22 protein-coding genes and 2 riboswitches are annotated in these 20,648 nt (G+C 69.3%); of the genes, 13 read left to right on the top strand and 9 right to left on the bottom strand.

Translation table 11 applies throughout. The annotated features are described in order from the left end of the window. Window positions 1–33: 33 nt before the first annotated feature. The 7 genes from NPA30_RS07475 to NPA30_RS07445 all read left to right on the top strand — a co-directional run bounded on the left by NPA30_RS07475 (window position 34) and on the right by NPA30_RS07445 (window position 7,811). Window positions 34–1,518 (top strand): UdgX family uracil-DNA binding protein, encoded by a 1,485-nt coding sequence (locus NPA30_RS07475; protein WP_256801905.1) that lies wholly within the window; start codon window positions 34–36, stop codon window positions 1,516–1,518. A gap of 138 nt (window positions 1,519–1,656) precedes the next feature. Beyond that, window positions 1,657–1,742: riboswitch (glycine riboswitch) on the top strand. Further along, window positions 1,743–1,847: riboswitch (glycine riboswitch) on the top strand. Between the two features lie 38 nt (window positions 1,848–1,885). Beyond that, window positions 1,886–3,187, top strand: coding sequence for a D-amino acid dehydrogenase (locus tag NPA30_RS07470; RefSeq protein WP_256801904.1), 1,302 nt, complete (start codon window positions 1,886–1,888; stop codon window positions 3,185–3,187). Between the two features lie 89 nt (window positions 3,188–3,276). Then, a complete protein-coding gene (gene otsB / locus NPA30_RS07465) occupies window positions 3,277–3,999 on the top strand; it encodes a trehalose-phosphatase (RefSeq protein ID WP_256801903.1) in 723 nt (240 codons plus the stop codon). A gap of 78 nt (window positions 4,000–4,077) precedes the next feature. Then, window positions 4,078–5,499 (top strand): alpha,alpha-trehalose-phosphate synthase (UDP-forming), encoded by a 1,422-nt coding sequence (locus NPA30_RS07460; RefSeq protein WP_256801898.1) that lies wholly within the window; start codon window positions 4,078–4,080, stop codon window positions 5,497–5,499. A gap of 65 nt (window positions 5,500–5,564) precedes the next feature. Continuing rightward, entirely contained in the window at window positions 5,565–6,215 is a 651-nt protein-coding gene (locus tag NPA30_RS07455) for a 2-dehydro-3-deoxy-phosphogluconate aldolase (protein WP_256801892.1), read from the top strand. 79 nt (window positions 6,216–6,294) lie between these two features. After that, the gene (locus NPA30_RS07450; protein ID WP_256801890.1) at window positions 6,295–7,146 is read left to right on the top strand and encodes an alpha/beta hydrolase; all 852 of its coding nucleotides are present in this window, start codon (window positions 6,295–6,297) and stop codon (window positions 7,144–7,146) included. Next, window positions 7,143–7,811: a GNAT family N-acetyltransferase gene (locus NPA30_RS07445; RefSeq protein ID WP_256801888.1), complete on the top strand. Its 669-nt coding sequence runs from the start codon at window positions 7,143–7,145 to the stop codon at window positions 7,809–7,811. Before NPA30_RS07450 ends, NPA30_RS07445 begins: the two co-directional genes overlap by 4 nt. A 26-nt stretch (window positions 7,812–7,837) precedes the next feature. Here NPA30_RS07445 and NPA30_RS07440 read toward each other — a convergent pair whose 3' ends face one another. The 4 genes from NPA30_RS07440 to NPA30_RS07425 all read right to left on the bottom strand — a co-directional run bounded on the left by NPA30_RS07440 (window position 7,838) and on the right by NPA30_RS07425 (window position 11,027). Beyond that, window positions 7,838–8,284 carry a hypothetical protein gene (locus tag NPA30_RS07440; RefSeq protein ID WP_256801883.1) on the bottom strand — a complete coding sequence of 149 codons (447 nt, stop codon included), beginning with the start codon at window positions 8,282–8,284 and terminating at the stop codon, window positions 7,838–7,840. An 80-nt stretch (window positions 8,285–8,364) separates the two neighbouring features. After that, window positions 8,365–9,345: a 2-hydroxyacid dehydrogenase gene (locus NPA30_RS07435; RefSeq protein ID WP_256801882.1), complete on the bottom strand. Its 981-nt coding sequence runs from the start codon at window positions 9,343–9,345 to the stop codon at window positions 8,365–8,367. A 10-nt stretch (window positions 9,346–9,355) separates the two neighbouring features. After that, a complete protein-coding gene (locus tag NPA30_RS07430) occupies window positions 9,356–10,372 on the bottom strand; it encodes a LacI family DNA-binding transcriptional regulator (RefSeq protein ID WP_256801881.1) in 1,017 nt (338 codons plus the stop codon). Between the two features lie 163 nt (window positions 10,373–10,535). Continuing rightward, on the bottom strand, window positions 10,536–11,027 hold the full coding sequence (locus NPA30_RS07425; protein WP_256801880.1) for a MarR family winged helix-turn-helix transcriptional regulator: 492 nt from the start codon (window positions 11,025–11,027) through the stop codon (window positions 10,536–10,538). A 126-nt stretch (window positions 11,028–11,153) separates the two neighbouring features. Between NPA30_RS07425 and NPA30_RS07420 the strand changes: the two genes are divergently transcribed. Further along, window positions 11,154–11,966: a creatininase family protein gene (locus NPA30_RS07420; protein WP_256801879.1), complete on the top strand. Its 813-nt coding sequence runs from the start codon at window positions 11,154–11,156 to the stop codon at window positions 11,964–11,966. 18 nt (window positions 11,967–11,984) lie between these two features. Here NPA30_RS07420 and NPA30_RS07415 read toward each other — a convergent pair whose 3' ends face one another. The 5 genes from NPA30_RS07415 to NPA30_RS07395 form a co-directional block, all read right to left on the bottom strand. Continuing rightward, window positions 11,985–13,109, bottom strand: coding sequence for a M20 aminoacylase family protein (locus NPA30_RS07415; RefSeq protein WP_256802400.1), 1,125 nt, complete (start codon window positions 13,107–13,109; stop codon window positions 11,985–11,987). A gap of 82 nt (window positions 13,110–13,191) precedes the next feature. After that, the gene (locus NPA30_RS07410) at window positions 13,192–14,022 is read right to left on the bottom strand and encodes an ABC transporter permease (protein WP_256801878.1); all 831 of its coding nucleotides are present in this window, start codon (window positions 14,020–14,022) and stop codon (window positions 13,192–13,194) included. A 5-nt stretch (window positions 14,023–14,027) separates the two neighbouring features. Continuing rightward, the gene (locus NPA30_RS07405) at window positions 14,028–14,738 is read right to left on the bottom strand and encodes an ABC transporter permease (protein WP_256801877.1); all 711 of its coding nucleotides are present in this window, start codon (window positions 14,736–14,738) and stop codon (window positions 14,028–14,030) included. 79 nt (window positions 14,739–14,817) lie between these two features. Then, window positions 14,818–15,555, bottom strand: a complete 738-nt coding sequence (locus NPA30_RS07400) for a transporter substrate-binding domain-containing protein (RefSeq protein ID WP_256802399.1) — start codon at window positions 15,553–15,555, stop codon at window positions 14,818–14,820. An 80-nt stretch (window positions 15,556–15,635) separates the two neighbouring features. Beyond that, the gene (locus NPA30_RS07395) at window positions 15,636–16,448 is read right to left on the bottom strand and encodes an ATP-binding cassette domain-containing protein (RefSeq protein ID WP_256801875.1); all 813 of its coding nucleotides are present in this window, start codon (window positions 16,446–16,448) and stop codon (window positions 15,636–15,638) included. A 167-nt stretch (window positions 16,449–16,615) separates the two neighbouring features. On the opposite strand from NPA30_RS07395, the gene NPA30_RS07390 reads away from it, so the two are divergent. The 5 genes from NPA30_RS07390 (at window position 16,616) to NPA30_RS07370 (ending at window position 20,623) form a co-directional block, all read left to right on the top strand. Further along, complete coding sequence (locus NPA30_RS07390; protein ID WP_256802398.1) at window positions 16,616–17,467, top strand: dimethylarginine dimethylaminohydrolase family protein; 852 nt, start codon at window positions 16,616–16,618, stop codon at window positions 17,465–17,467. A 305-nt stretch (window positions 17,468–17,772) separates the two neighbouring features. Next, window positions 17,773–18,543, top strand: coding sequence for a class II aldolase/adducin family protein (locus NPA30_RS07385; protein WP_256801874.1), 771 nt, complete (start codon window positions 17,773–17,775; stop codon window positions 18,541–18,543). Between the two features lie 10 nt (window positions 18,544–18,553). Continuing rightward, window positions 18,554–19,645 (top strand): aromatic ring-hydroxylating oxygenase subunit alpha, encoded by a 1,092-nt coding sequence (locus NPA30_RS07380; RefSeq protein ID WP_256801873.1) that lies wholly within the window; start codon window positions 18,554–18,556, stop codon window positions 19,643–19,645. A 55-nt stretch (window positions 19,646–19,700) separates the two neighbouring features. Further along, window positions 19,701–20,033 (top strand): DUF6364 family protein, encoded by a 333-nt coding sequence (locus tag NPA30_RS07375; protein ID WP_256801872.1) that lies wholly within the window; start codon window positions 19,701–19,703, stop codon window positions 20,031–20,033. Continuing rightward, window positions 20,030–20,623, top strand: coding sequence for a hypothetical protein (locus NPA30_RS07370; protein ID WP_256801871.1), 594 nt, complete (start codon window positions 20,030–20,032; stop codon window positions 20,621–20,623). Before NPA30_RS07375 ends, NPA30_RS07370 begins: the two co-directional genes overlap by 4 nt. Window positions 20,624–20,648: the final 25 nt, after the last annotated feature.

Raw genomic sequence — 20,648 nt, 5'->3', positions numbered from 1 at the left:
TGATCCACAGCCGTCAGTCCAACATCGCATATGATGCGCCAGTCCTATCACGCTACGATCTCGTCCCCCGCCGACTTCGGCGGCTGGCGCGCGGCCGCCCGCACGGCGCTGGCGCTCGGCGTCGCGCCGGAACACATGGTGTTCGTGCCGGAGGGCGAGACCCCGCCGCTGTTCGCCGAACCGTTGCCCGAGCCGCCGGCGGATGCGAGGCAACCGACGGTGCCGCGCGCCTTCCCCAGCCTCGCCGAGACGATCCTCTGCCACAGTGATCCCGAGCGCTTCGGCCTCGCCTATCGCCTGCTGTGGCGCCTGCAGGCCGACAAGCACCTGCTGGACGTCGCTTCGGATCCGGACGTGCAGCGCGCCCGCGAGATGGAAAAGGCGGTGCGACGCGACGAGCACAAGATGCACGCCTTCGTCCGCTTCCGGGAGGTGGAGGATCCGGACGGCGAACGGCACTACATCGCCTGGTTCGAACCCGAGCACCATATCGTCGAACGCACCGCGCCCTTCTTCATGCGCCGCTTCGCCGGCATGCGCTGGACGATCCTGACGCCGGAGCGCTCGGTGTCGTGGGATGGTGGCGAGCTCGCCTTCGGCCCCGGCGCCCGGCGCGAGGACCGGCCGCGGGACGACGACATGGAGGCGCTCTGGCTCACCTATTACGGCTCGATCTTCAACCCGGCGCGCCTGAAGCCGAAGGCGATGCAGGCCGAGATGCCGAAGAAGTACTGGCGCAACCTGCCGGAGGCCGAGCTGATCGAGCCGCTGATCCGCGGCGCTGGCGCGGCCGAGGCGCGGATGCTGGCGAACGCGCCGACGCTCCCCTCGATCCGGCATCAGCGAACCCAGGAGCGCACGATGGTGACAGGTGGAGCCCCAGACTATGCGGCCTATGGCGCGAACCGGCGGCCCGAGGACCTCGACGAAGCGCGGGCCCAGGCGCTGCACTGCAAGGCCTGCGACTTGTGGGAGCCGGCGACGCAGACCGTGTTCGGCAAGGGACCGCGGAACGCGCCGGTGTTCTTCGTCGGCGAACAGCCCGGTGATCAGGAGGACCTGGCCGGCGAGCCCTTCGTTGGTCCGGCCGGCAAGGTCTTCGATCAGGCGCTGGCGGTGGCCGGGGTCGATCGCACCCAGGCTTACGTGACGAATGCGGTGAAGCACTTCAAGTTCGTGCCGCGCGGCAAGCGGCGCATCCACCAGAAGCCGGACATGGGCGAGGTGCGGGCCTGCCGCTGGTGGCTCGACCTCGAGCGCGAGTTCGTGCGGCCGAAGCTCGTGGTGGCGCTCGGCGCGACGGCGGCGGCGGCCGTGCTCGGCAAGACGGTGACGATCAAGGCGACGCGCTCGAAGCTGATCGACCTGACGGAAACCACGAAGCTCCTCGTCACCGTGCATCCCTCCTACATCCTGCGCCTGCCCGATCCCGAGGCGCAGAAGCGCGAGACGGCGCTGTTCAACGAGGACATGGCGCGGGTGCGCGACTTCGTGCCGGAGATCGCGCTGGCCGCCTGAGGCCGCGCTCCGGATCGATGCTGCAGCGTCGGCGCGGGGGGTCCTCCCTGTTCGGCAAGCCTTTACCCCGTCGCCGCATTTTCCTTTGTGTGCCTCTCCGGTGACCTTGCCTCCAAAACGGTCATTCGGTATGGAGGGGCGTCGCATGCGGGAGAGACCGGTTCGCCGGCGCCGAAGGAGCAACCGCCCCGGAAACTCTCAGGCAAAAGGACCGCGCGACGCAGTCGGACTCCGAAGAGTGACGGTTCGCCCGTCCGCCGAAGGAGAAAGCGCGACAGGCGGTGACCGCCGGTCCGCGAAGCTCTCAGGCCCATGACGGAGGGGGCACAAGGACAGGCCCGTGGAAAGCGGGCCGGAAGGATCGCTTGTGACCTCTGTTGCAGTTCTCGGCGCCGGCATTACCGGCGTGACCACCGCTTACAAGCTCGCCCTCCGCGGCTTCGAGGTGACGGTCTTCGACCGCCAGCCCTACGCCGCAATGGAGACCTCCTTCGCCAACGGCGGCCAGCTGTCGGCCTCCAATGCCGAGGTCTGGAACTCGCCTGCGACGTTCCTGAAGGGCCTGAAGTGGATGCTGCGCAAGGACGCGCCGCTTCTCGTTCACCCGACCCCGACCTGGCACAAGCTGTCCTGGATGCTGGAGTTCGTCGCGGCGGCCCGGCACTACCGCGAGAACACGATCCGCACCGCGCAGCTCGCCATTGCGGCGCGCGAGCACCTGCTCGGCATGGCCGAAGCCGAGGGCTTCGACTTCGACTGCGAGAAGCGCGGCATCCTCCACGTCTACGAATCCAAGAGCGAGTTCGAGCATGCGCAGGAGGTGAGCCGCCTCTACGCCGAGGCCGGGCTGGAGCGGCGCGAGCTGGCGGCGGACGAGATCGCGGCGGTCGAGCCGAACGTGCACGGCCGCTTCCACGGCGGCTTCTTCACGCCCTCCGACTTCACGGGCGACATCCACAAATACACCCGCGGCCTCGCCGAGGCGGCGAAGCGTCGCGGCGTGCAGTTCGTTCATGACGCCCGGGTGGAGCGCGTGCGGCATGGCGAGGACGGCGTGTCGGTCGAGTGGCTCGACGCCACCGACGACAGCGCCGCCGCCGACGTCCGACGGTTCGACTCGGTCGTCGTCTGCGCCGGCGTCGGCAGCCGCAAGCTCGCCGCCCAGCTCGGCGATCGCGTCAACGTCTACCCGGTGAAGGGCTATTCGGTGACGGTGAACCTGCAGGACGAGGAGAGCCAGGCCTCGGCGCCCTGGGTCAGCCTCCTCGACGACAAGGCCAAGATCGTCACCAGCCGGCTCGGCCTCGGGCGCCTGCGCATCGCAGGCACGGCGGAGTTCGCCGGCGAGAACCGCGACATTCGCCAGTCCCGCATCGAGCCGCTGACGGCCTGGTGCCGCACGCGCTTCCCCGGCGTGTCGACCGCCTCGATCGTCCCATGGGCCGGTCTGCGGCCGATGATGCCGGACATGCTGCCGCGGGTGGGTCGCGGTCGCGCACCGGGCGTCTTCTACAACACCGGCCACGGCCATCTCGGCTGGACGCTGTCGGCGATCACCGCCGAGATGATTTCCGCCGAGGTCGCCGAGGCGTTCGCCGGCCGCATCCGGCGGCCCGTCGCCGGGTCGGCAGCGGAGGCGCCGGCCGGCGCCGCCGCGCAGACGGCCTGAGCAATCGGCCGCCGGCTGTCGAAGCCGGGGGCCCGGAACGGCCGCCGAGGGTTGGCAGGGCGGCCGCTGCCGCTATCTTGGGTTCCGTTATGCCGACGCCGCCACCCATCGATGCGAGCCGCCACGCGCTCTTCCTGGACTTCGACGGCACGCTCGTCGCGCTCGTCGACGATCCGAAGGCCGTTCGCATCGAGCCAGCAGCGCTCGCGCGACTGACCGAGCTTCAGCCGGCGCTGGGAGGCGCACTCGCCATCGTCAGTGGCCGGCGCATCGAGGATCTCGACGGCTTCCTCAGCCCGCTCGCCTTCGCGGCAGCCGGCGTGCACGGGCTCGAACGGCGCCCGGCGCCGGGGGCCGAGACAGAGCGCCTTGCCGGACCCGAGACGCTCGACGCGGTGCGGCGGGCGCTCGCCGCGCCGCTGGCGGCCGAACCGCGTCTCAAGCTCGAGGACAAGGGCACCGCACTGGTGCTGCACTACCGGACCGCGCCGGAGCTCCAGGAGCAGGCCCGCGACATCATGGCCGAGGCGATCGCGCGCCGCGACGATCTGTCCGTCATGAACGGCGATCATATCGTCGAGGTCCATCCGGCCGGGATGGACAAGGGCAAGGCCCTCGCGGCGCTGATGCAGGATGCGCCGTTCGAAGGCCGGGTGCCGGTCTATGTCGGCGACGACACCACGGACGAGTTCGCGCTCCGCCACGTGCGGGAGGCGGGCGGCGTGTCGATCAAGGTCGGCAGGGCCGAAAGCGTCGCGGAGTATCGGTTGCCGGACGTCGCCGGCGTCCACCGCTGGCTGGCCGGGGCATGACGGCAGCCGCAGGCGGCGACGAACGGGCCGGCAGGTCTGCCGGACACAGATGAGAATGCAGGGAGGAGCAGCAGGTTGATGGCTGAGGGGAAGGGTCGACTGGTCGTCGTGTCGAATCGCGTCGGGCCGCTGAGCGACGAGGGCAAGGCCGGCGGCCTCGCCGTCGGGCTCGCGGATGCGCTGCGCCGGCGCGGCGGCGTCTGGTTCGGCTGGAGCGGCGAGACCTCCGATCAGGGCACCTTCCGCGAGGCGCGAACCGAGGAGCACGGCCACACCTCGCTGGTGACGATCGACCTGACCGAGGAGGACGTGAACGGCTTCTATCTCGGCTATGCCAACCGGTCGCTCTGGCCGCTGCTGCACTACCGGCTCGACATCGCCGAGTTCGACCGCGACTCGGACCGCGCCTATCGCTCGGTCAACCAGCGCTTCGCCGCCCGCCTCGCACCGCTCCTGCGCGAGGACGACGTCGTCTGGGTGCACGACTACCACTTCTTCTATCTCGGCTCGGAGCTGCGCCAGTGCGGCTTCAAGGGCCGCATCGGCTTCTTCCTGCACATCCCCTTCTGCCCGCCGGAGATGTTCACGGCGCTGCCGGCGAGCCACGACGTGGTCCGTTCGATGCTCGCCTACGACGTCGTCGGCTTCCAGACCGAAGCGGACCGGCGCAACTTCGTCGCGTTCTGCGTTCAGGAACTGGGGGGAGAGGAGATCGACGGCGGCCTCGTCCAGGTGTCCGATCGCCGGGTGCGCGTCGGCACCTTCCCGATCGGCATCGATGCGGACGGCTTCGCCGAGTTCGCCGCGTCGGCCGAGGCGGGTGAGCACGAGGACATGGTGCGCGACATCTCGCATGGCCGCCACCAGATCGTCGGGGTCGACCGGCTCGACTATTCCAAGGGCATCCTCGAGCGGTTTCGCGGCTTCGAGCGGCTGCTCGAGGACTATCCGGAAAATCGCGGCAACGTGCAGTTTCTGCAGGTTGCGCCGCTGTCGCGCTCCGAGCTGGAGGCCTATGTCGACCTGCGGGCCGACCTCGAGAAGCTCGCGGGCAACCTCAACGGCCGCTTTGCCACGCTCGACTGGACGCCGATCCAGATCATGACCCGCGGCTTCACCCGCCGCGCACTCGCCGGCATCTACCGCGCCGCCCGGGTGTGCATGGTGACGCCGCTGCGCGACGGCATGAACCTCGTCGCCAAGGAATATGTCGCCGCGCAGGATCCGACCGATCCCGGCGTCCTGATCCTGTCGCGCTTCGCGGGCGCGGCAGCCGAGCTGCGCGACGCGCTGATCGTCAACCCCTACTCGGCCGACGACGTCGCACGTGCCCTGCAGCGTGCGCTCAACATGCCCCAGGCCGAGCGGGTGCAGCGCTGGCAATCGATGCGCCGGACGGTGTTCAGCCTCACCGCCGAGCACTGGTGCGACAGCTTCCTGGCGCTCCTGGAAGCGAGCGGCACCGGCAGCGCCTCCGACTTCGCCACGGCCAGGATCTGACCGGCTTCCGCCGTGGGACGAAACGCTTTAAGTCGGGTCCCGCGTCGACTCTTCCGGAGCCTCCCATGACCCAGAATGCCGAAGACCTTCTCGAGATTCTGACGGGCCAGCCGGTCATTCCGGTCGTTGCCGTCGACAGTGCCGCCGACGCCGTGAAGCTCGCGCGCGCGCTCGCCGCGGGCGGCCTGCCGGCCATCGAAATCACGCTGCGCACCGATGCCGCGATCGATGCCATCAAGGCGGTCAGCCAGGAGGTGCCGGAGGCGATCTGCGGCGCCGGCACGATCCTCACGACCGACCAGTTCGACGACGCCGAGGAGGCGGGCGCGAAGTTCATCGTTTCTCCCGGCGCGACCATTGACCTCCTCGATCATGCGGCGGGCAGCGTCGTGCCGCTGCTGCCCGGCGCGGCGACCCCGAGCGAGCTGATGTCGATGCTGGAGGAGGGCTACGAGGTCCTGAAGTTCTTTCCGGCCGAGCAACTTGGCGGCGTCGCCTATCTCAAGGCGCTGGCGCCGGTGTTCCAGTCGATCCGCTTCTGCCCGACCGGCGGTGTTTCGCCGGCGAACGTCCAGCAGTATCTGACGCTGCCGAACGTCGTCTGCGTCGGCGGTTCCTGGGTCGCGCCGAAGGACATGGTCGCGGCCGGCCGCTTCGAGGAGATCACGGCGCTCGCGCGCGAGGCGAGCACCCTGCGGGCGCAGATCCACGCATGAGACAGGTCGCCAGCCTGAACGATAGGCAAAGCATGGCGCGGCGCAGGGGCGCCACGGATTGACGACGCGGCGACGGGCGGTGCTCGCTGGTGTTTTCGCGGCCCTCGCCGCGCTCGCCTCCTGTTCGGGTGCCGGGCTCCTCAACGCCATCACCAGCCGCGCCGGCTACACGCTCACCCGCGACCTCGCCTATGGCGAGGGCGAGCGTGCCCGCTACGACCTCTATCTGCCGAATGAGGCCGGGCCGACCACGTCCGTCGTCGTCTTCGTGCATGGCGGCAGCTGGGACACGGGGTCGAAGGATCTCTACCGCTTCGTCGGTCAGTCGCTGGCGAGCCGCGGCTACGCCGTCGCCATCCCGAACTACCGGCTCTATCCGAATGTCACCTTTCCGGCGTTCGTCGACGACGCCGCACGGGCGACGGCGGCCGTGGCGAAGGCCGCGGCAGCCGGCCGCGAAGGGTTCGCCGCCGGCCGTCACCCGCTGTTCCTGATGGGCCACTCGGCGGGCGCCGAGATCGCCGGGCTGCTCGCGACCGACGACCACTACCTGCGCGACGCCGGCCTGCGCGCCCACGCCCTTGCGGGTTTCATCGGGCTCGCCGGCCCCTACGACTTCCTGCCGCTCACCGACGAGCGCTACAAGAAGATCTTCCCGCCTGCGACGCGCGCGGCGAGCCAGCCGGTGAACTTCGTCGACGGCGGCGAGCCGCCGATGCTGCTGATCGCGGGCGATGCGGACACGACGGTCGACCCGCGCAACAGCCGCTCGCTCGCCGAGAAGGTGACGCGGGCCGGCGGCTCCGTGGAGCTGGTGATCGTGCCGGGCGTCGACCATGTGGGTGCGATCACGTCTCTCGCGACGGCGCTTCCCCTTGGCGCGCGGTCGATCCGCGATCGTGTCCTCGCCTTCCTGAAGGAGCACGCATGAGCGCCGATCTCGGGTCATGGACGCCGCGGCCCTCGCCAGGCCTCGACCCCCTCGAGGGCGACACCGTACGGGTCGAGCCGGTCACCGACGAACGCCATTTCGAGGCGCTGTGGGAGTCGTTTGCGCAGGCCGAGGACGGTCTCTGGCGCTATCTCGGCTACGGCCCCTTCGCCGACCGCGGGGCGTTCCTGGCGATGGCGCGGCGGGTCTATCTCGGCCCGGACATCCGCTTCCACGTCGTGGTGCCGAAGGCGAGCGGACGCGCCGAGGGTGTCGCCGCGCTGATGCGCACCGACGCCGCCAATGGCGTCACCGAGATCGGCCATATCTGCCTCGGTCCGGGCCTCGCGAAGAGTCGCGCCGCGACGGAGGCCTTCTTCCTGCTGATGCGCCGGGTCTTCGGCGAGCTCGGCTATCGGCGCTACGAGTGGAAGTGCGACAGCGAGAACGAGCCGTCGCGCCGTGCCGCCGACCGGCTCGGCTTCCGCTTCGAGGGCGTCTTCCGCCAGCACATGGTGGTGAAGGGCCGCAACCGCGACACCGCCTGGTTCTCAATCATCGACACGGAATGGCCGGCGCTGGAGCGGGCGTTCGAGGCCTGGCTCGCGCCGGACAACTTCGATGCCGCGGGCCGGCAGCGCCGCCGGCTGGCGGAGCTGCGCTGACGGCCGCCGCTGGTCGCGCCGCGGGTTCAGCTCCGGGCGGGCACGATGGTCAGGAGGGCGCTTGCCGGTGACTGCGACTCGTAGAGCACCCCGTCGCCGGGCACGAACTCGATGACCGGCTGGCCGCCGGCGTCGGCCATGACCAGCACGCCGTCCTCGGTCTTCTTCCAGTAGACGACCGCCTTCAGCTCCGGCGTCGCGGCGCAGTCGGGGTTCATCGGCACCGGCTTCAGCTCCGGGCCGAGCGCGCGGTCCTGCGCCAGCTTGCAGCTCGCGCCGCTGCGCATGTCGATGACGCGCAGCGCCTCGGACGCCACCGGACGGGCCGGGGCGGCCGACACGCTGCCGGTGGCGGTGTCGTCGGTGATGACGGTCGCAAGGCCCTCGCCGGGCGTGATGGCGGCGCCCTGGATGTTTGCGGCGAGAGCCGTACCGGCGCATCCGACGGCCAGCGCGATCACGGCGAACTTCATCCTACAGCTCCGTGCGGGTTTCGTTCACCAATCTTTAGGAACAGAGGGTTAACCGAAGCTTTCCAACCCGCCGCAGATCGTTAGTCGCGCTTACGATCAACGTGTCCGGCGGCCGAGACCTCCGGCACCGGCGTGATGGCCTCGCCTTTCGCGAACCACTCGGCGAGATTGTCGATGACGAGCTGCCCCATGGCCTGGCGCGTCGCGCGCGAAGCGGATGCGACATGCGGCAGGAGCACGGCGTTCGGCAGCGCCAGCAGCCGCTCGGGCACATGCGGCTCCCTGGCGAAGACGTCGAGGCCGGCGGCGCGGATGGTGCCGCTCTCCAGGGCCTCGACCAGCGCCTCCTCGTCGACGATGGTGCCGCGCCCGACATTGATCAGCACGCCGTTCGGCCCGAGCGCCTGCAGGATGTCCGCGTTCACCGCCCTGTCGGTCTCCGCGCCGCCGGGCGCGACGATGACCAGCGTGTCCACCGCCTCGGCAAGGTCCTTGAGCGTGGGCAGGTAGCGGTAGGCGACGTCCGTGCGCGGCTTGCGGTTGTGGTAGGCGATCGGCAGGCCGAAGGCCTCCAGCCGCTTGGCGACCGCGAGCCCGATACGACCGAGCCCCATGATGCCGATGCTGCGCCCGCGCAGCGTCATCGGCGTCAGCGGGTAGGCGCCGCTCGTCCAGCGGCCCTCGCGCAGGTGCCGTTCGGCCGTCGGGAATTCGCGGACCGTGTTGAGCAGGAGCCCCACGGCGGTGTCGGCGACCTCGTCGTTGAGGACGTCCGGCGTATTGGTGACCATCAGGCCGCGCGAGACGGCATGGGCGACGTCGACGCCGTCGTAGCCGACGCCGAAATGGCTGATGATCTCGAGCTGCGGCAGCGCGTCCATCAGCGCCGCATCGACCTTGCCCATGATCGCCATGCCGCGCACGGCGGCGCGATCGGCCTGCGGGATGCTCTCCACCGTACCGTCGAAGAGTCGGGCGTCGAAGAGTTCGACGAGCCGGGCGAGCGTATCGGGGTTGGTGCGCCGGTGGACGAGGACGGGAATCTCTTTCAGCTGGACCATCGGATCTCTCTCATTCCTCGCATTTGAAATCGCTGGACTGTCGGACCTTCAGGACCGGCGTGATCAGTTCCGACCCACCCGCCGGCTCGCCGCGCAGACGCGCCATCAGGGCCCGCGCCGCGCGCCGTCCGACCTCGCTCTGGCCGTTGCTGACGGTGGTCAGCGGCGGCGTGGCGATCGCGGCCTCGTCGATGTCGTCGTAGCCGACGATGGCGACGTCGCGGCCCGGCCGCAGGCCGGCACGCGCCAGACCGTACATCATGCCGAGGGCGACGAGATCGGAAAAACAGACGATGGCCGTCGGCCGCTCCGCGATCGCCAGGAAGCGTTCGGTCGCGTCGAAGCCCGAATGCCTGTCGCGCGGCCCGCTGATGCGCCATTGCGGGTGAATCTCGATGCCGGCGTCCTCGAGTGCCCGCCGCCAGCCTTCCGCACGGTCCCGGCCGGTCGAGGTGGCATCGGTGCCGCCGACCATCGCGATGCGCCGGTGCCCGCGGCTGAGGAGATGCTCCACCGCCAGCCGCATGCCGAACCGGTCGTCGCCGCGGAAGGCGGGCACCTCGACGCCCTCCATCTCGCGCGCCACCAGCGTCAGGGGCATGCCGTTGTCTTCCGCGAGACTCAGGTCCTCGATCGGCGTGCCGATGGCCGGCGACATGATCAGCCCGTCGGCGCCGAGCTGCAGCATCGTCTCGACGAAGGAGCGCTGCTTGGCGACCTGATCGTAGTGATTGCAGAGGATGAAGGTCTGGCGCTGGCGGTCGAGCTCGGCCTCGATGGCCTTGAGGATCTCGCCGTAGAACGGGTTCATCACGTCGTGGACGCAGACCCCGACGATACCCGAGCGCGAGGTCCTCAGGCTGGCGGCGCGGCGATTGTAGATGTAGCCGGAGGCGCGGGCCTGCTCCTTGATGCGCTCGCGCGTGACCTCGGCGACGAGCGGACTGTCTCGCAACGCCAAGGACACGGTGGCGGTGGACAATCCGAGCGCTTCGGCGATCGTCGACAGTTTGACCCGCTGCGCCACCTGGACCCGACCTGCTCCCGTCCTCGTTCCATCAGGAATGCGATCTATGGCAGAGCCGGCGTGCTGCGCAAATGCCGAAGCGCGGAAAAACCGACCGGCCGCGGCCGTCGGCCCGCCTGCTGGCCTCCCCCGCCGCACGGCCCCGGACGACGAGAGGCTGCCGCTATTCGTCGTCTTCGCTCGGGGTGGCCGGTGCTGCGGCGGCCTCCGCCGCGGCGCGCCCGGCAGTGGCGAGGTTCTTTTCCACCCGCTGCAGGAGCTTGCGCAGCGTCTTGCGCTCCTTGTCGCTGAGCCCCTTCAAGGCGCTGCGCTCGACCGCCTTCTGCGCCGCCCGGACCTCGTCGACGAGGGCGCGCCCCTTCTCGCTGAGGAAGGCATGACTCCGGCGCGCATCCGTCTCGGAGGACCGCTTCTCGATCAGGCCCTGGGCGATCAGCCGCGCGACGGTCTTGGTGATCGTCGGAGGCCGCACGGCGAGCCTGGCGGCGAGGTCGCGCAAGGACATGCCGTCGTGGTCACCCAGCGCCAGCAGCACCGCATCCTGGCCGGGATAGATCTCGAGCTCGGACAGCTTGGCCGACAACGAGGTGCGGCCGGCGCGGGCAGAGAGCACCAGCTGGTTCATGGTCGAGCGCTTTTTCGGCTTGTCCGCCATCGGACCTCCACCTGCCACGCGCGACAAGATGGACGGGAGACTGATTGATGTCTACCCAGACGAGCGAGGGGCATCATCGCGAGCGGCGGATTGGTTAGCCGACGTGGTTGCGGGGAGGTTGGGCGGATGGAGCATCGCTACGAACGCTGGACCACGGCGGAACTCGCAGCCGCCGGCTCGCTGGTGGGCGGGGCGGTGGCGGTGCTGCCCATCGCCGCGATCGAGCAGCATGGCGCGCATCTGCCGCTCGGCACCGACGCGCTGCTTGCCGACGCAATGGTGGAGCTGGTGATCTCCCGCCTGGCGGAGGAGGTGCCGGCCCTGTTCCTGCCGACGCTGCGGATCGGGGCGTCGCTCGAGCACACGCACTTTCCGGGCACGCTGAGCCAGGACTGGCCGGCGATGGTGAACAGCATCGTCGGTGTCGGCGAAGGATTGTGGCGCGCCGGCTTCCGACGCGTCGTCATCGTCAGCGCGCATGGCGGCAACACGCCGGCCATGGACGCGGCGGCGCTGGAGTTGCGCGCCCGTCACGGCTTCCTCTGCGCCACCGGCTCGTGGCTGCGCTTCGGTTATCCCGAGGGGCTCCTGCCGGAGGCGGAGATCGCGACCGGCATCCATGGTGGAGCGGTGGAGACGTCGCTGATGCTGCACTTCCACCCCGACCTCGTGCGGCGGGAGGCGATCGCCGATCGTCCCTCGCTGCAGAGCGATCTCGCGCGCGAAGCCACGCATCTGAGGGCCCATGGGCGACTCGGCTTCGGCTGGATGGCGGACGATCTCAATCCTGCCGGCGTCGTCGGCGACGCCCGCCTCGCCACGGCGGCGATCGGAGCGGCGATCGCGGCGCATCAGGCGGACGGCTTCGTCGCCTTCCTGCAGGACGTGCTCGCCTTCGACCTGCAGCGCCTGAGCGCTGCACCTTCGCCGAAACCGTGACTCCGCCGCGCCGAAGGGTCAGGCCGTCGGCGCCAGGAAATCCTCGACCAGTTCGACCCAGAAGCCGGCGCCGACCGGCAGGATGTCGTCGTTGAAGTCGTAGGCGGGGTGGTGCAGCGGCTTGTCGCCCTCGCCGCGGGCGGTGCCGAGGAAGAAGTAGCTGCCCGGCCGCGCCTTCAGCATGTAGGCGAAGTCCTCGCTGCCCATGAACGGGCGCTCGAGATCGGCGACCGCCTCGGACCCGGCGTAGCGCTCGGCGATCGTGCGCAGATAGCGCGTCTGCTCGGCGTCGTTGATCGTCGGGTCGTAGGAGCGCTCGTAACGAACTTCGGCCGTCGCGCCGAAGCTCTCGGCCTGGTGGCGGGCGACCTCGGTGATGCGGCGCTCCAGGAGGTCGCGCGTCCGGGCGTCGAAGGAGCGGATGCCGACCACGATCTCGGCCGTCTCGGGGATGACGTTGCTCGCCGAGCCGCCATGGAAGGCGCCGATCGTCACCACCGCCGGGTCCATCGGGTGGGTGTTGCGCGAGACGATCGTCTGCAGCGCCATGACGATGGAGGCGCCGGCGACGATCGGGTCGCAGGCCGCCTGCGGCTCGGCGCCATGGCCGCCATAGCCGCGCACGGTGATCCGACACTCGTCGACGGCGGCCATGATCGGCCCCTCGCGCAGGAAGAAGCGGCCGAAGGGCAGGCCCGGATCGTTGTGGAGCGCGAAGACGGCGTCGCAGGGGAAGCGGTCGAACAGCCCTTCCTCGACCATGATGCGGGCGCCGCCGAAATTCTCCTCGGCCGGCTGGAAGATCAGGTGGACGGTGCCGTCGAAGTTGCGCCGCTCGGCGATCCGCTTCGCCGCACCGAGCAGCATCGTGGTGTGCCCGTCATGGCCGCAGGCGTGCATCCGGCCGGGGATCTCGCTGGCGTAGGGCAGGCCGGTCGCCTCCTCGATCGGCAGCGCGTCGAAATCGGCGCGGATGCCGACCGCCTTGCCGGAGGACCCGTTCGTCAGCGTCGCGACGAGACCGGTCGTCGCAAGACCGCGGGTGACCGAATAGCCCATCGCCTCCAGATGCCGGGCGACGTAGTCCGAGGTCCACACCTCCTCCAGGCCGAGCTCGGGATGCCGGTGCAACTCGCGGCGCATGGCCGTGAGGTCGGGGAGGTCGTTGGCGAGGTCGATGGTGTCCAAGAGGGATCGCTTGCAAGGTTGGCGTGGCGGCGAGGCCTCAGCGGCTCTTCGGCGTCAGGCGGTTTTCGAGAAGGCGGAACAGGTAGACCAGGATCGCGGTCAGCACGAGATACATCAGCGCCAGCAGGAGCAGCGGCTCGTAGACGATGTAGGTGTCCTGCCGCACGCGGGCGAAGACGGCGTAGAGCTCGGAGATCGTGATGGTGGCGACGAGGGGCGTCGACTTCAGCTGCAGCACCGTCTCGCCGACGAGGGTCGGCAGCACCCGCTGGAAGGCGCGCGGCAGCCAGATCCGGCGCAGGAGCGTGAAACGCCCCATGCCGAAGGCGCGCGCCGCCTCGATCTCGCCCTTCGGCACGCCGGCGAAGGCACCGCGCATCACCTCGCCCTCGTAGCCGGCATAGGAGAGGGTCAGCGCCAGAACGCCATAGGGCCAGGCCTGCCGCAGATAGGGCCACAGAAAGGACTGGCGGATCTCCGGGATGAACGGGAACAGCGAGCCGAGGCCGTAGTAGAGCAGCCAGATCTGCAGGAGCAGCGGCGTGCCGCGGATGATGGTGCAGAAGGTGGCGGCCGGCCAGGCGAAGATGCGCGGCCCGGTGACCTGGGCGAGGCCGACCGGCACCGCAATGAGGAAGCCGAGGATGCTGGTGACGACGAGCAGCAGCACCGTCATCCAGAGGCCGGCGAGGATCAGGTCGCCATACTTCGGCAGCCAGTCCCAGCGCAGCGTCATGGCCGCCGCGACGATGAGGCCGACACCGATCAGCGCGAGCACGATCCGGTGCGGTTTCAGGAACTCGCTGCGCGTCGTCGAGGCGCTCGGCAGATGCGGCGCGGCGATCTCTTCGGGAAGAGCGTCGGACATCGGCGTCACCCGGCCGGCATGCCGCGCCGGAGTCGGAGCTCGAAGCGGCGGAGCAAGAGGTTGGAGGTGAGCGTCAGCGCCAGATAGAGGACACCCGCGGCGCAGAAGAAGATGAAGTAGTGCTTGGTCGCGCCGGCCGCCTGGCGGGTGACGAGGGTGAGCTCGGCAAAGCCAACGACGGCGAGGAGCGCGGTGTCCTTGGTGGTGATCAGCCAGAGATTGCTGAGCCCGGGCAGGGCGTGCGGCAACATCGCCGGCAGGATGATCCGCCGGAACATCAGGAACGGCTCCATGCCGTAGGCGCGCGCCGCCTCGATCTGGCCGGTCGGGATTGCCTGGATCGCGCCGCGCAGCACCTCGGTGGCATAGGCGCCCTGCACCACGGCGATGACGAAGATGCCGGCGCCGAGCGCGCTGACGTTCACCGGCCCCAGGCCGACGACCGACAGGGCGAGGTTCAGGAGGTCCGCGCCGGCAAAGTAGAGGAGCACGATGAGCACCAGTTCGGGCACGGCCCGCACCAGCGTCGTGTAGACCGCCAAGAGGTCCTTCGTGACCGGGCCGCCATAGAGCTTGCCGCAGGCGCCGGCCATGCCGATCAGGAGGCCGAAGCCGAAGCCGCCGACCGCGACCTGGATCGAGTTCCAGAAGCCGGCGAGCAGCACGCCGCCCCAGCCGGGGGGCGACAGCGCGAGAAGGTCGAGGCCGCTCGGCATGGGTCTCCTTCGGGCGAGCCTTTACGAGAGCGGCCGGCGGATGCGGGGATCCGCCGGCCGGTGACGGAGCGGGGCCGGATCAGCCGCCGTAGATGTCGAAGTTGAAGTAGGGCTTGGAGATCGCCTCGTAGGTGCCGTCCTCGCGGATCGCCTTGATGCCCGCGTTGAGCTTGGCCTTCAGGTCGTCCTCGCCCTTGCGCAGGCCGAAGCCGACGCCGGGGCCGAGCACCTCGACGTCCGGCGCGACCTCGCCGATGCTCTCGCAGCAGGCGCTGCCGTCGGCCGACTCAAGGAAGGCATCGAGCGCGATCTTGTCGGCCTGAGTCGCATCGATGCGGCCGGCGACGAGATCCTGGTTCGCCTCGTCCTGGGTCTGGTAGGTGCGCACCTCGGCATCGGGGAAATGCTTGCGGACGTAGTCCTCATGGATCGTCGAGACCTGCACGCCGATGATCTTGCCCGACATGCCCTCCGGCGTCGGCTTGTAGCCGGAGCCCTTGGCGGCGACGATTGCGGTCGGGGTGTTGTAGTACTTGTCGGAGAAGTCGATCGTCTTCTCGCGCTCCGGCGTGATCGACATCGAGGCGGCGATGACGTCGATCTTGTTGGAGGTCAGCGCCGGGATGATGCCATCCCAGGCGACCGGCGTGATGACGCAGTCGAGCTTCTCGGCCTTGCAGACCGCCTTGGCGAGATCGACTTCCCAGCCCGTCCAGTTGCCGGAGGCGTCCGGCGAGGCGAAGGGCGGATAGGGCTCGGCGGCGACGGCGACGCGCAGCGGATCGGCATTGGCGCCGCCGAGGGCGGCGATCGTCATGCCGACGGCCAGGCCGAGAGTCGAGATGAGGGTCTTCATGGGGTCTCCTTGCTTGGGGGAGGGGCGACGGGTCGCGCCCGTCAGTGAATCGACTGGATGAAGCGCTGCAGCCGCTCCGAGTTCGGGCTGCCGAAGATCGCTTCCGGCGGACCCTGCTCCTCGATCTGGCCGGAGTGCAGGAACACGACGTGGCTCGCCACCTCGCGGGCGAACTTCATCTCGTGGGTGACGAGGATCATCGTGCGCCCGTCCTCGGCGAGGTCGCGGATCACCGCCAGCACCTCGCCGACGAGCTCGGGGTCGAGCGCCGAGGTCGGCTCGTCGAACAGGAGGACGTCCGGCTGGATGGCGAGCGCCCGCGCGATCGCCGCGCGCTGCTGCTGGCCCCCGGAGAGGAAGGCAGGGTAGGCGTCGCGCTTCTCGTACAGGCCGACACGATGGAGCAGCGCCTCGGCACGTTCGCGCGCCTCCTCGCGCGGCACCTTCAACACGTGCACCGGCACTTCGGTGACGTTCTGGATCAGCGTCAGGTGCTGCCAGAGATTGAAGCTCTGGAACACCATCGCGAGGCGGGTGCGGATGCGGCGCACCTGCCGGCGGTCGACCGGTGCCAGGTCGCCGCTCGAATCCTTGCGCAGCCGGATCTCTTCGCCGTCGATGGCGATCGACCCCGACGTCGGGTGCTCGAGCATGTTGATGCAGCGCAGGAAGGTGGACTTGCCGGAGCCGCTGCCGCCGATCAGCGCGACGACGTCACCCTTGTTGGCGGTGAGGGATATGCCCTTGAGGACGTGGAGATCGCCGAACCGCTTGTGCAGGTTCTTCACCTCCACCGGCACCAGCGGCGCCGTGTCCGCCGCGCTCCTGGTCGCTAGCCCTGCGGCTGTCGCCATGTCCTCTCCCACCACATCCACGCACGCGATGCGACGCCCGGCGCCGCGTGCCCGACTTTTGCACTTGCCGCAGAATGAAGCAATCCGCCATTGATGGCGCACCCTGCAATCAGCCCCGCGAAGGAGCCCCGATGTCCTCTTACGAAAGCCGCTTCGGCGCCCAGTCCATGGCCGGGCGCCTGGCCCGCGTGCTGATGCGCCGGCCCGGCCCGAGCCTTGCGACCGCCGACCGGGCGCTGTGGCACTATGGCGCCGGCTTCGACGGCCGCCGGGCCGTGAACGAATATGCCGGCTTCGCCGAGGCGGTGGCGTCGAGCGGCACAGAGATCCTGTGGATCGAGGACGACGGCGATGGCCGCGCCGACGCAATGTTCACCCACGACCCCTCGCTGGTGACGGGCGAGGGCGCGGTGCTCCTGTCGATGGGCAAGCCGCTGCGGCGCGGCGAGCCGGCGCTCCACGAGGCCGCCTACCGGGCGGCCGGCGTGCCGATCCTTGGGCGGATCGAGGCGCCGGGCACGGTGGAGGGCGGCGACTGCGTCTGGGTGGACGCGCAGACGCTCGCCGTCGGGCGCGGCGTGCGGACCAACAAGGCAGGCATCCTCCAGCTGCGCGCGCTGCTCGCCCCGCTCGGGATCGAGGTGCTCGGCTTCGACCTGCCCTTCTGGCAGGGCGAGGAGGCCTGCCTGCACCTGATGTCTGTGGTGAGCCCGCTCGCGCCGGACCTCGCGCTGGTGCACCCGCCGCTGCTGCCCGTCGCCTTCCGCAGCCTCCTGGTCGAGCGCGGCTACACCCTCGTCATCGGCGATCCCATCGAGTTCGAGGCGAGCTTCGGCCTCAGCCTGAACGTTCTGCCGACCGCGCCGCGCGAGGTCATCGCCGTCGCCGGCGCACCGAAGACGCAGGCGGCGATGGAGGCAGTCGGCTGCCGCGTGACGACCTTCGCCGCCGATGCCCTGTGCCTCGCCTGCGAGGGCGGCCCGACCTGCCTGACGCGCCCCGTGCTGCGCTTGGATTGATTTTCACGGCGGTGAACATGATCTCTCCAGAAAGCTGAAGCGTGAGCGTTGGTCGTCGAGGCGCCGTTCCTCTCCCCGCCGGGGAGAGGGTGGCTGCGAAGCAGCCGGGTGAGGGGCGTCGAGCGCAACACCCGAGGCCTGGCCTCGGAATGCCCCCTCATCCCCTGCCGGGACTTCTCCCCGCCGGGGAGAAGAACGCGGCTGATGTGTGGCGGCCGCTCCAGTCGCGCCGTTCGATGCCATCTTGCTTTCGTTATCCACCTCTGATCCACTCGCTTTCACGGTCATGAACGACGGAGTCCCTAATGTCGGCGCCTGCTCGCATCGGAACGGCCACTTCGCCGTCTGAGGCCGAGCGCGCGGCGCGGGTGGACCTTGCCGCCTGCTATCGGCTGGCGGCCCACTTCCAGATGACCGACCTCATCTACACCCACATCACGGCACGGGTGCCCGGCGAAGACGGGGCGTTCCTGATCAACCCCTATGGCTGGCGCTGGGAGGAGATCACTGCCTCCTCGCTGGTGAAGATCGACGTCGACGGCAACAAGCTCGACGGCTCGCCGGAGCGGGTGAACCCGGCCGGCTTCACCATACACAGCGCGGTCCACCGGGCGCGGCACGACGCGGCCTATGTGATGCACACCCACACGCGGGCCGGCGTCGCCGTCTCCTGCCTCGAAGACGGACTGCAGCCGCTGAACCAGATCGCGCTGCAGTTCTGGGGCCGCGTCGCCTATCACGACTTCGAAGGCATCGCGCTCGATCACGCCGAGCGGGAGCGGATCGTCGCCGACCTCGGCGGGGCGCCGGCGCTGATCCTGCGCAATCACGGCCTCCTGACCGTCGGGCGGACGGCGGCCGAGATGTTCTCCAACATGTTCTACCTCAACCGCGCCTGCGAGATTCAGATCGCCGCGCTCTCGACCGGCGCGCGGCTGCGTGCGGTGCCGGAGGCGATCGCGGCACGGGTGACCGAACAATACGACCAGATGGCCTTCGACGACGGCGATCTCATGCTGGAGTGGAACGCCCATCTGAGGCTGCTCGACAGGATCGATCCCTCCTACAAGACGTGAGGTCATCGCCATGGATGGTCCGCATTTCGTCTGCCCTACGCACACCGACGCCGGCCACCGCCTGACCTTGCCCGCCGAGGCCTATGCCAGCGCCGGCACCTTCGCGCTGGAGCGCGAGCGGATCTTCAAGCGCAACTGGAACCTCTTCTCCTGGTCGGAGCGGATCCCGAACCCCGGCGACTATGTCAGCGGCACGATGGCGGGGTATGGCGTCTTCGCCATCCGCGGCGACGACGGCGTGGTGCGTGCCTTCCACAATGCCTGCCGGCACCGGGGCGCCGAACTGGTCGACGCGGAAAGCGGCCATTGCGGCAAGCTCCTCGTCTGTCCCTACCACTCCTGGGGCTTCGACCGGGCGGGCCGGCTCGCCAATCCCCGCGACTTCGGCGGCGAGGTGCGCTTCGACCCCGACGCATGGGGCCTCTTCCCGGTGCAGGCCGCCGAGTGGCGCGGGCTGATCTTCCTGAAGATCGAGGCCGGCGGCGAGAGCTTCGCCGACTGGCTCGGCCCGGTCGACGCCATGGCCGCCGACTATCCGCTCGACCGCCAGCACTACTTCATGTCGAAGGACCGCGACGTCGACGTCGACTGGAAGACCTACGGCGACAACTACCTGGAGTGCTACCACTGCCAGACGATGCATCCGGGCCTCTGCGCCTCGATGGACATCCACCAGTACCGGGTCGACGTCTATCCGGAGCACAAGCTGTTCCACCTGCACGCCCCGGCGCGCGAGGGCGGCCTGACGCGCGGGCTCTACTTCTACCGCTTCCCGTTCCTGATGCTGAACCTTTACGACTGGGGCTCGTCGATCGCGACCGTCGAGCCGCTTGGGCCGGGCCGCATCCGCCACGTCAACTGGTACTTCTTCACCGACGTCAGCCCCGAAAAGGCGGAGGAGAACCGCCGCTCGGCCGAATGGTCGGCGCAGATCGTGACGGAGGACATCGACATCATCCTCGGCGTCCAGCGCAACCTTGCCGCCGGCGTCTACCGGCAGGGACCGCTGTCGCCGAAATACGAGCACGGGGTGCTCGCCTTCCAGGACATGGTGCGGGATGCGCTCGCCGATCCGCCGCCGGCGGTGCAGGTCGCGGCCTAGGCGTCGTCTTCCGGCGGGCCGATCGCTATATTGATCGGGGACGGAGATTGACGCGATGTCGAGCAACGCAACCCTGAACCTTCCAGATGAACTGATCGCCCGGGCGAGGGCCTATGCAGCGTCGCACGGCACGACAATGACGGCCATCATCCGTTCCCATCTGGAGGCGCTCACGAGCGGCGGGAAATCTACGCCCTCCGAGGACCCGCTGCTCGCCTATTCCGAGGGGCGGCTGTCGCGAAACGACGCGATCCGCCTGCTTGACCTGCGCGACCATGCCGAACTGCTCGTGGCGCTGGGTGAAGCGGACCTTCCGATGCCCCGCCCGTCCGTCGAGGAGATCGAGGCGCAGGCCTTGTTGTTCGTCTCGCTGTGGAAGGCGACATGAGGCGCTGCACGATCGTCATGGCCGACGCGGGGCCGCTGAACAGCCTCTGGGTGGCAGGTCGCCTAGACCTGCTTCTTGCGCTCAGCATGCCTGTGGTCATCGTCGATGCCGTCTACGACGAGGTGACGAGCGATCCGCGCTATCTGAAGGATCGAGAGGTGAAGGCCTTCGTCGATCGCAACCGACCACCCTTCGTTATTCCGGCGACCGACATCGGTGCGGGCGAGCGAGCCAGGCGCGCGCGGGCGCAAAAGCCGAAGAAAAACGCCGGTGAGCTCGCCATTCTGGATTTCATGTCGTCGGATGATGGGTTGGCGGCCTATGTAGCGCCGGGCGATCCGGTTGCGATCCTGTTTGAGGACGCCGCTCTGCGGATCTTCAACAAGCCGCCGAACCTGCATCTCCTGTCCACCATCGGCATGCTCCACGGGTTGGAGCGCGTTGGCGTCATCCCGTCCGCAGAGGAGATCATCCTTGCGATGACACGTCCGACATTGCCGGGGCGAAAGCGCTCCGATGCCCGTAGTTTCACGGACCCACCAGGCAGGATCGACGAACCAGCCGCGATCGGCAGCTTCTGGACGCCCTGATCCCGGGACGATCGCACGTTCGTCG

It is taken from the genome of Mangrovibrevibacter kandeliae (assembly GCF_024519155.1).
In the GTDB taxonomy this organism is placed as follows: Bacteria; Pseudomonadota; Alphaproteobacteria; order Rhizobiales; family Rhizobiaceae; genus Mangrovibrevibacter; species Mangrovibrevibacter kandeliae.
The sequence above is the reverse complement of the archived record's forward strand: the minus strand, read 5'-3'. Positions and strand labels throughout refer to the sequence as shown.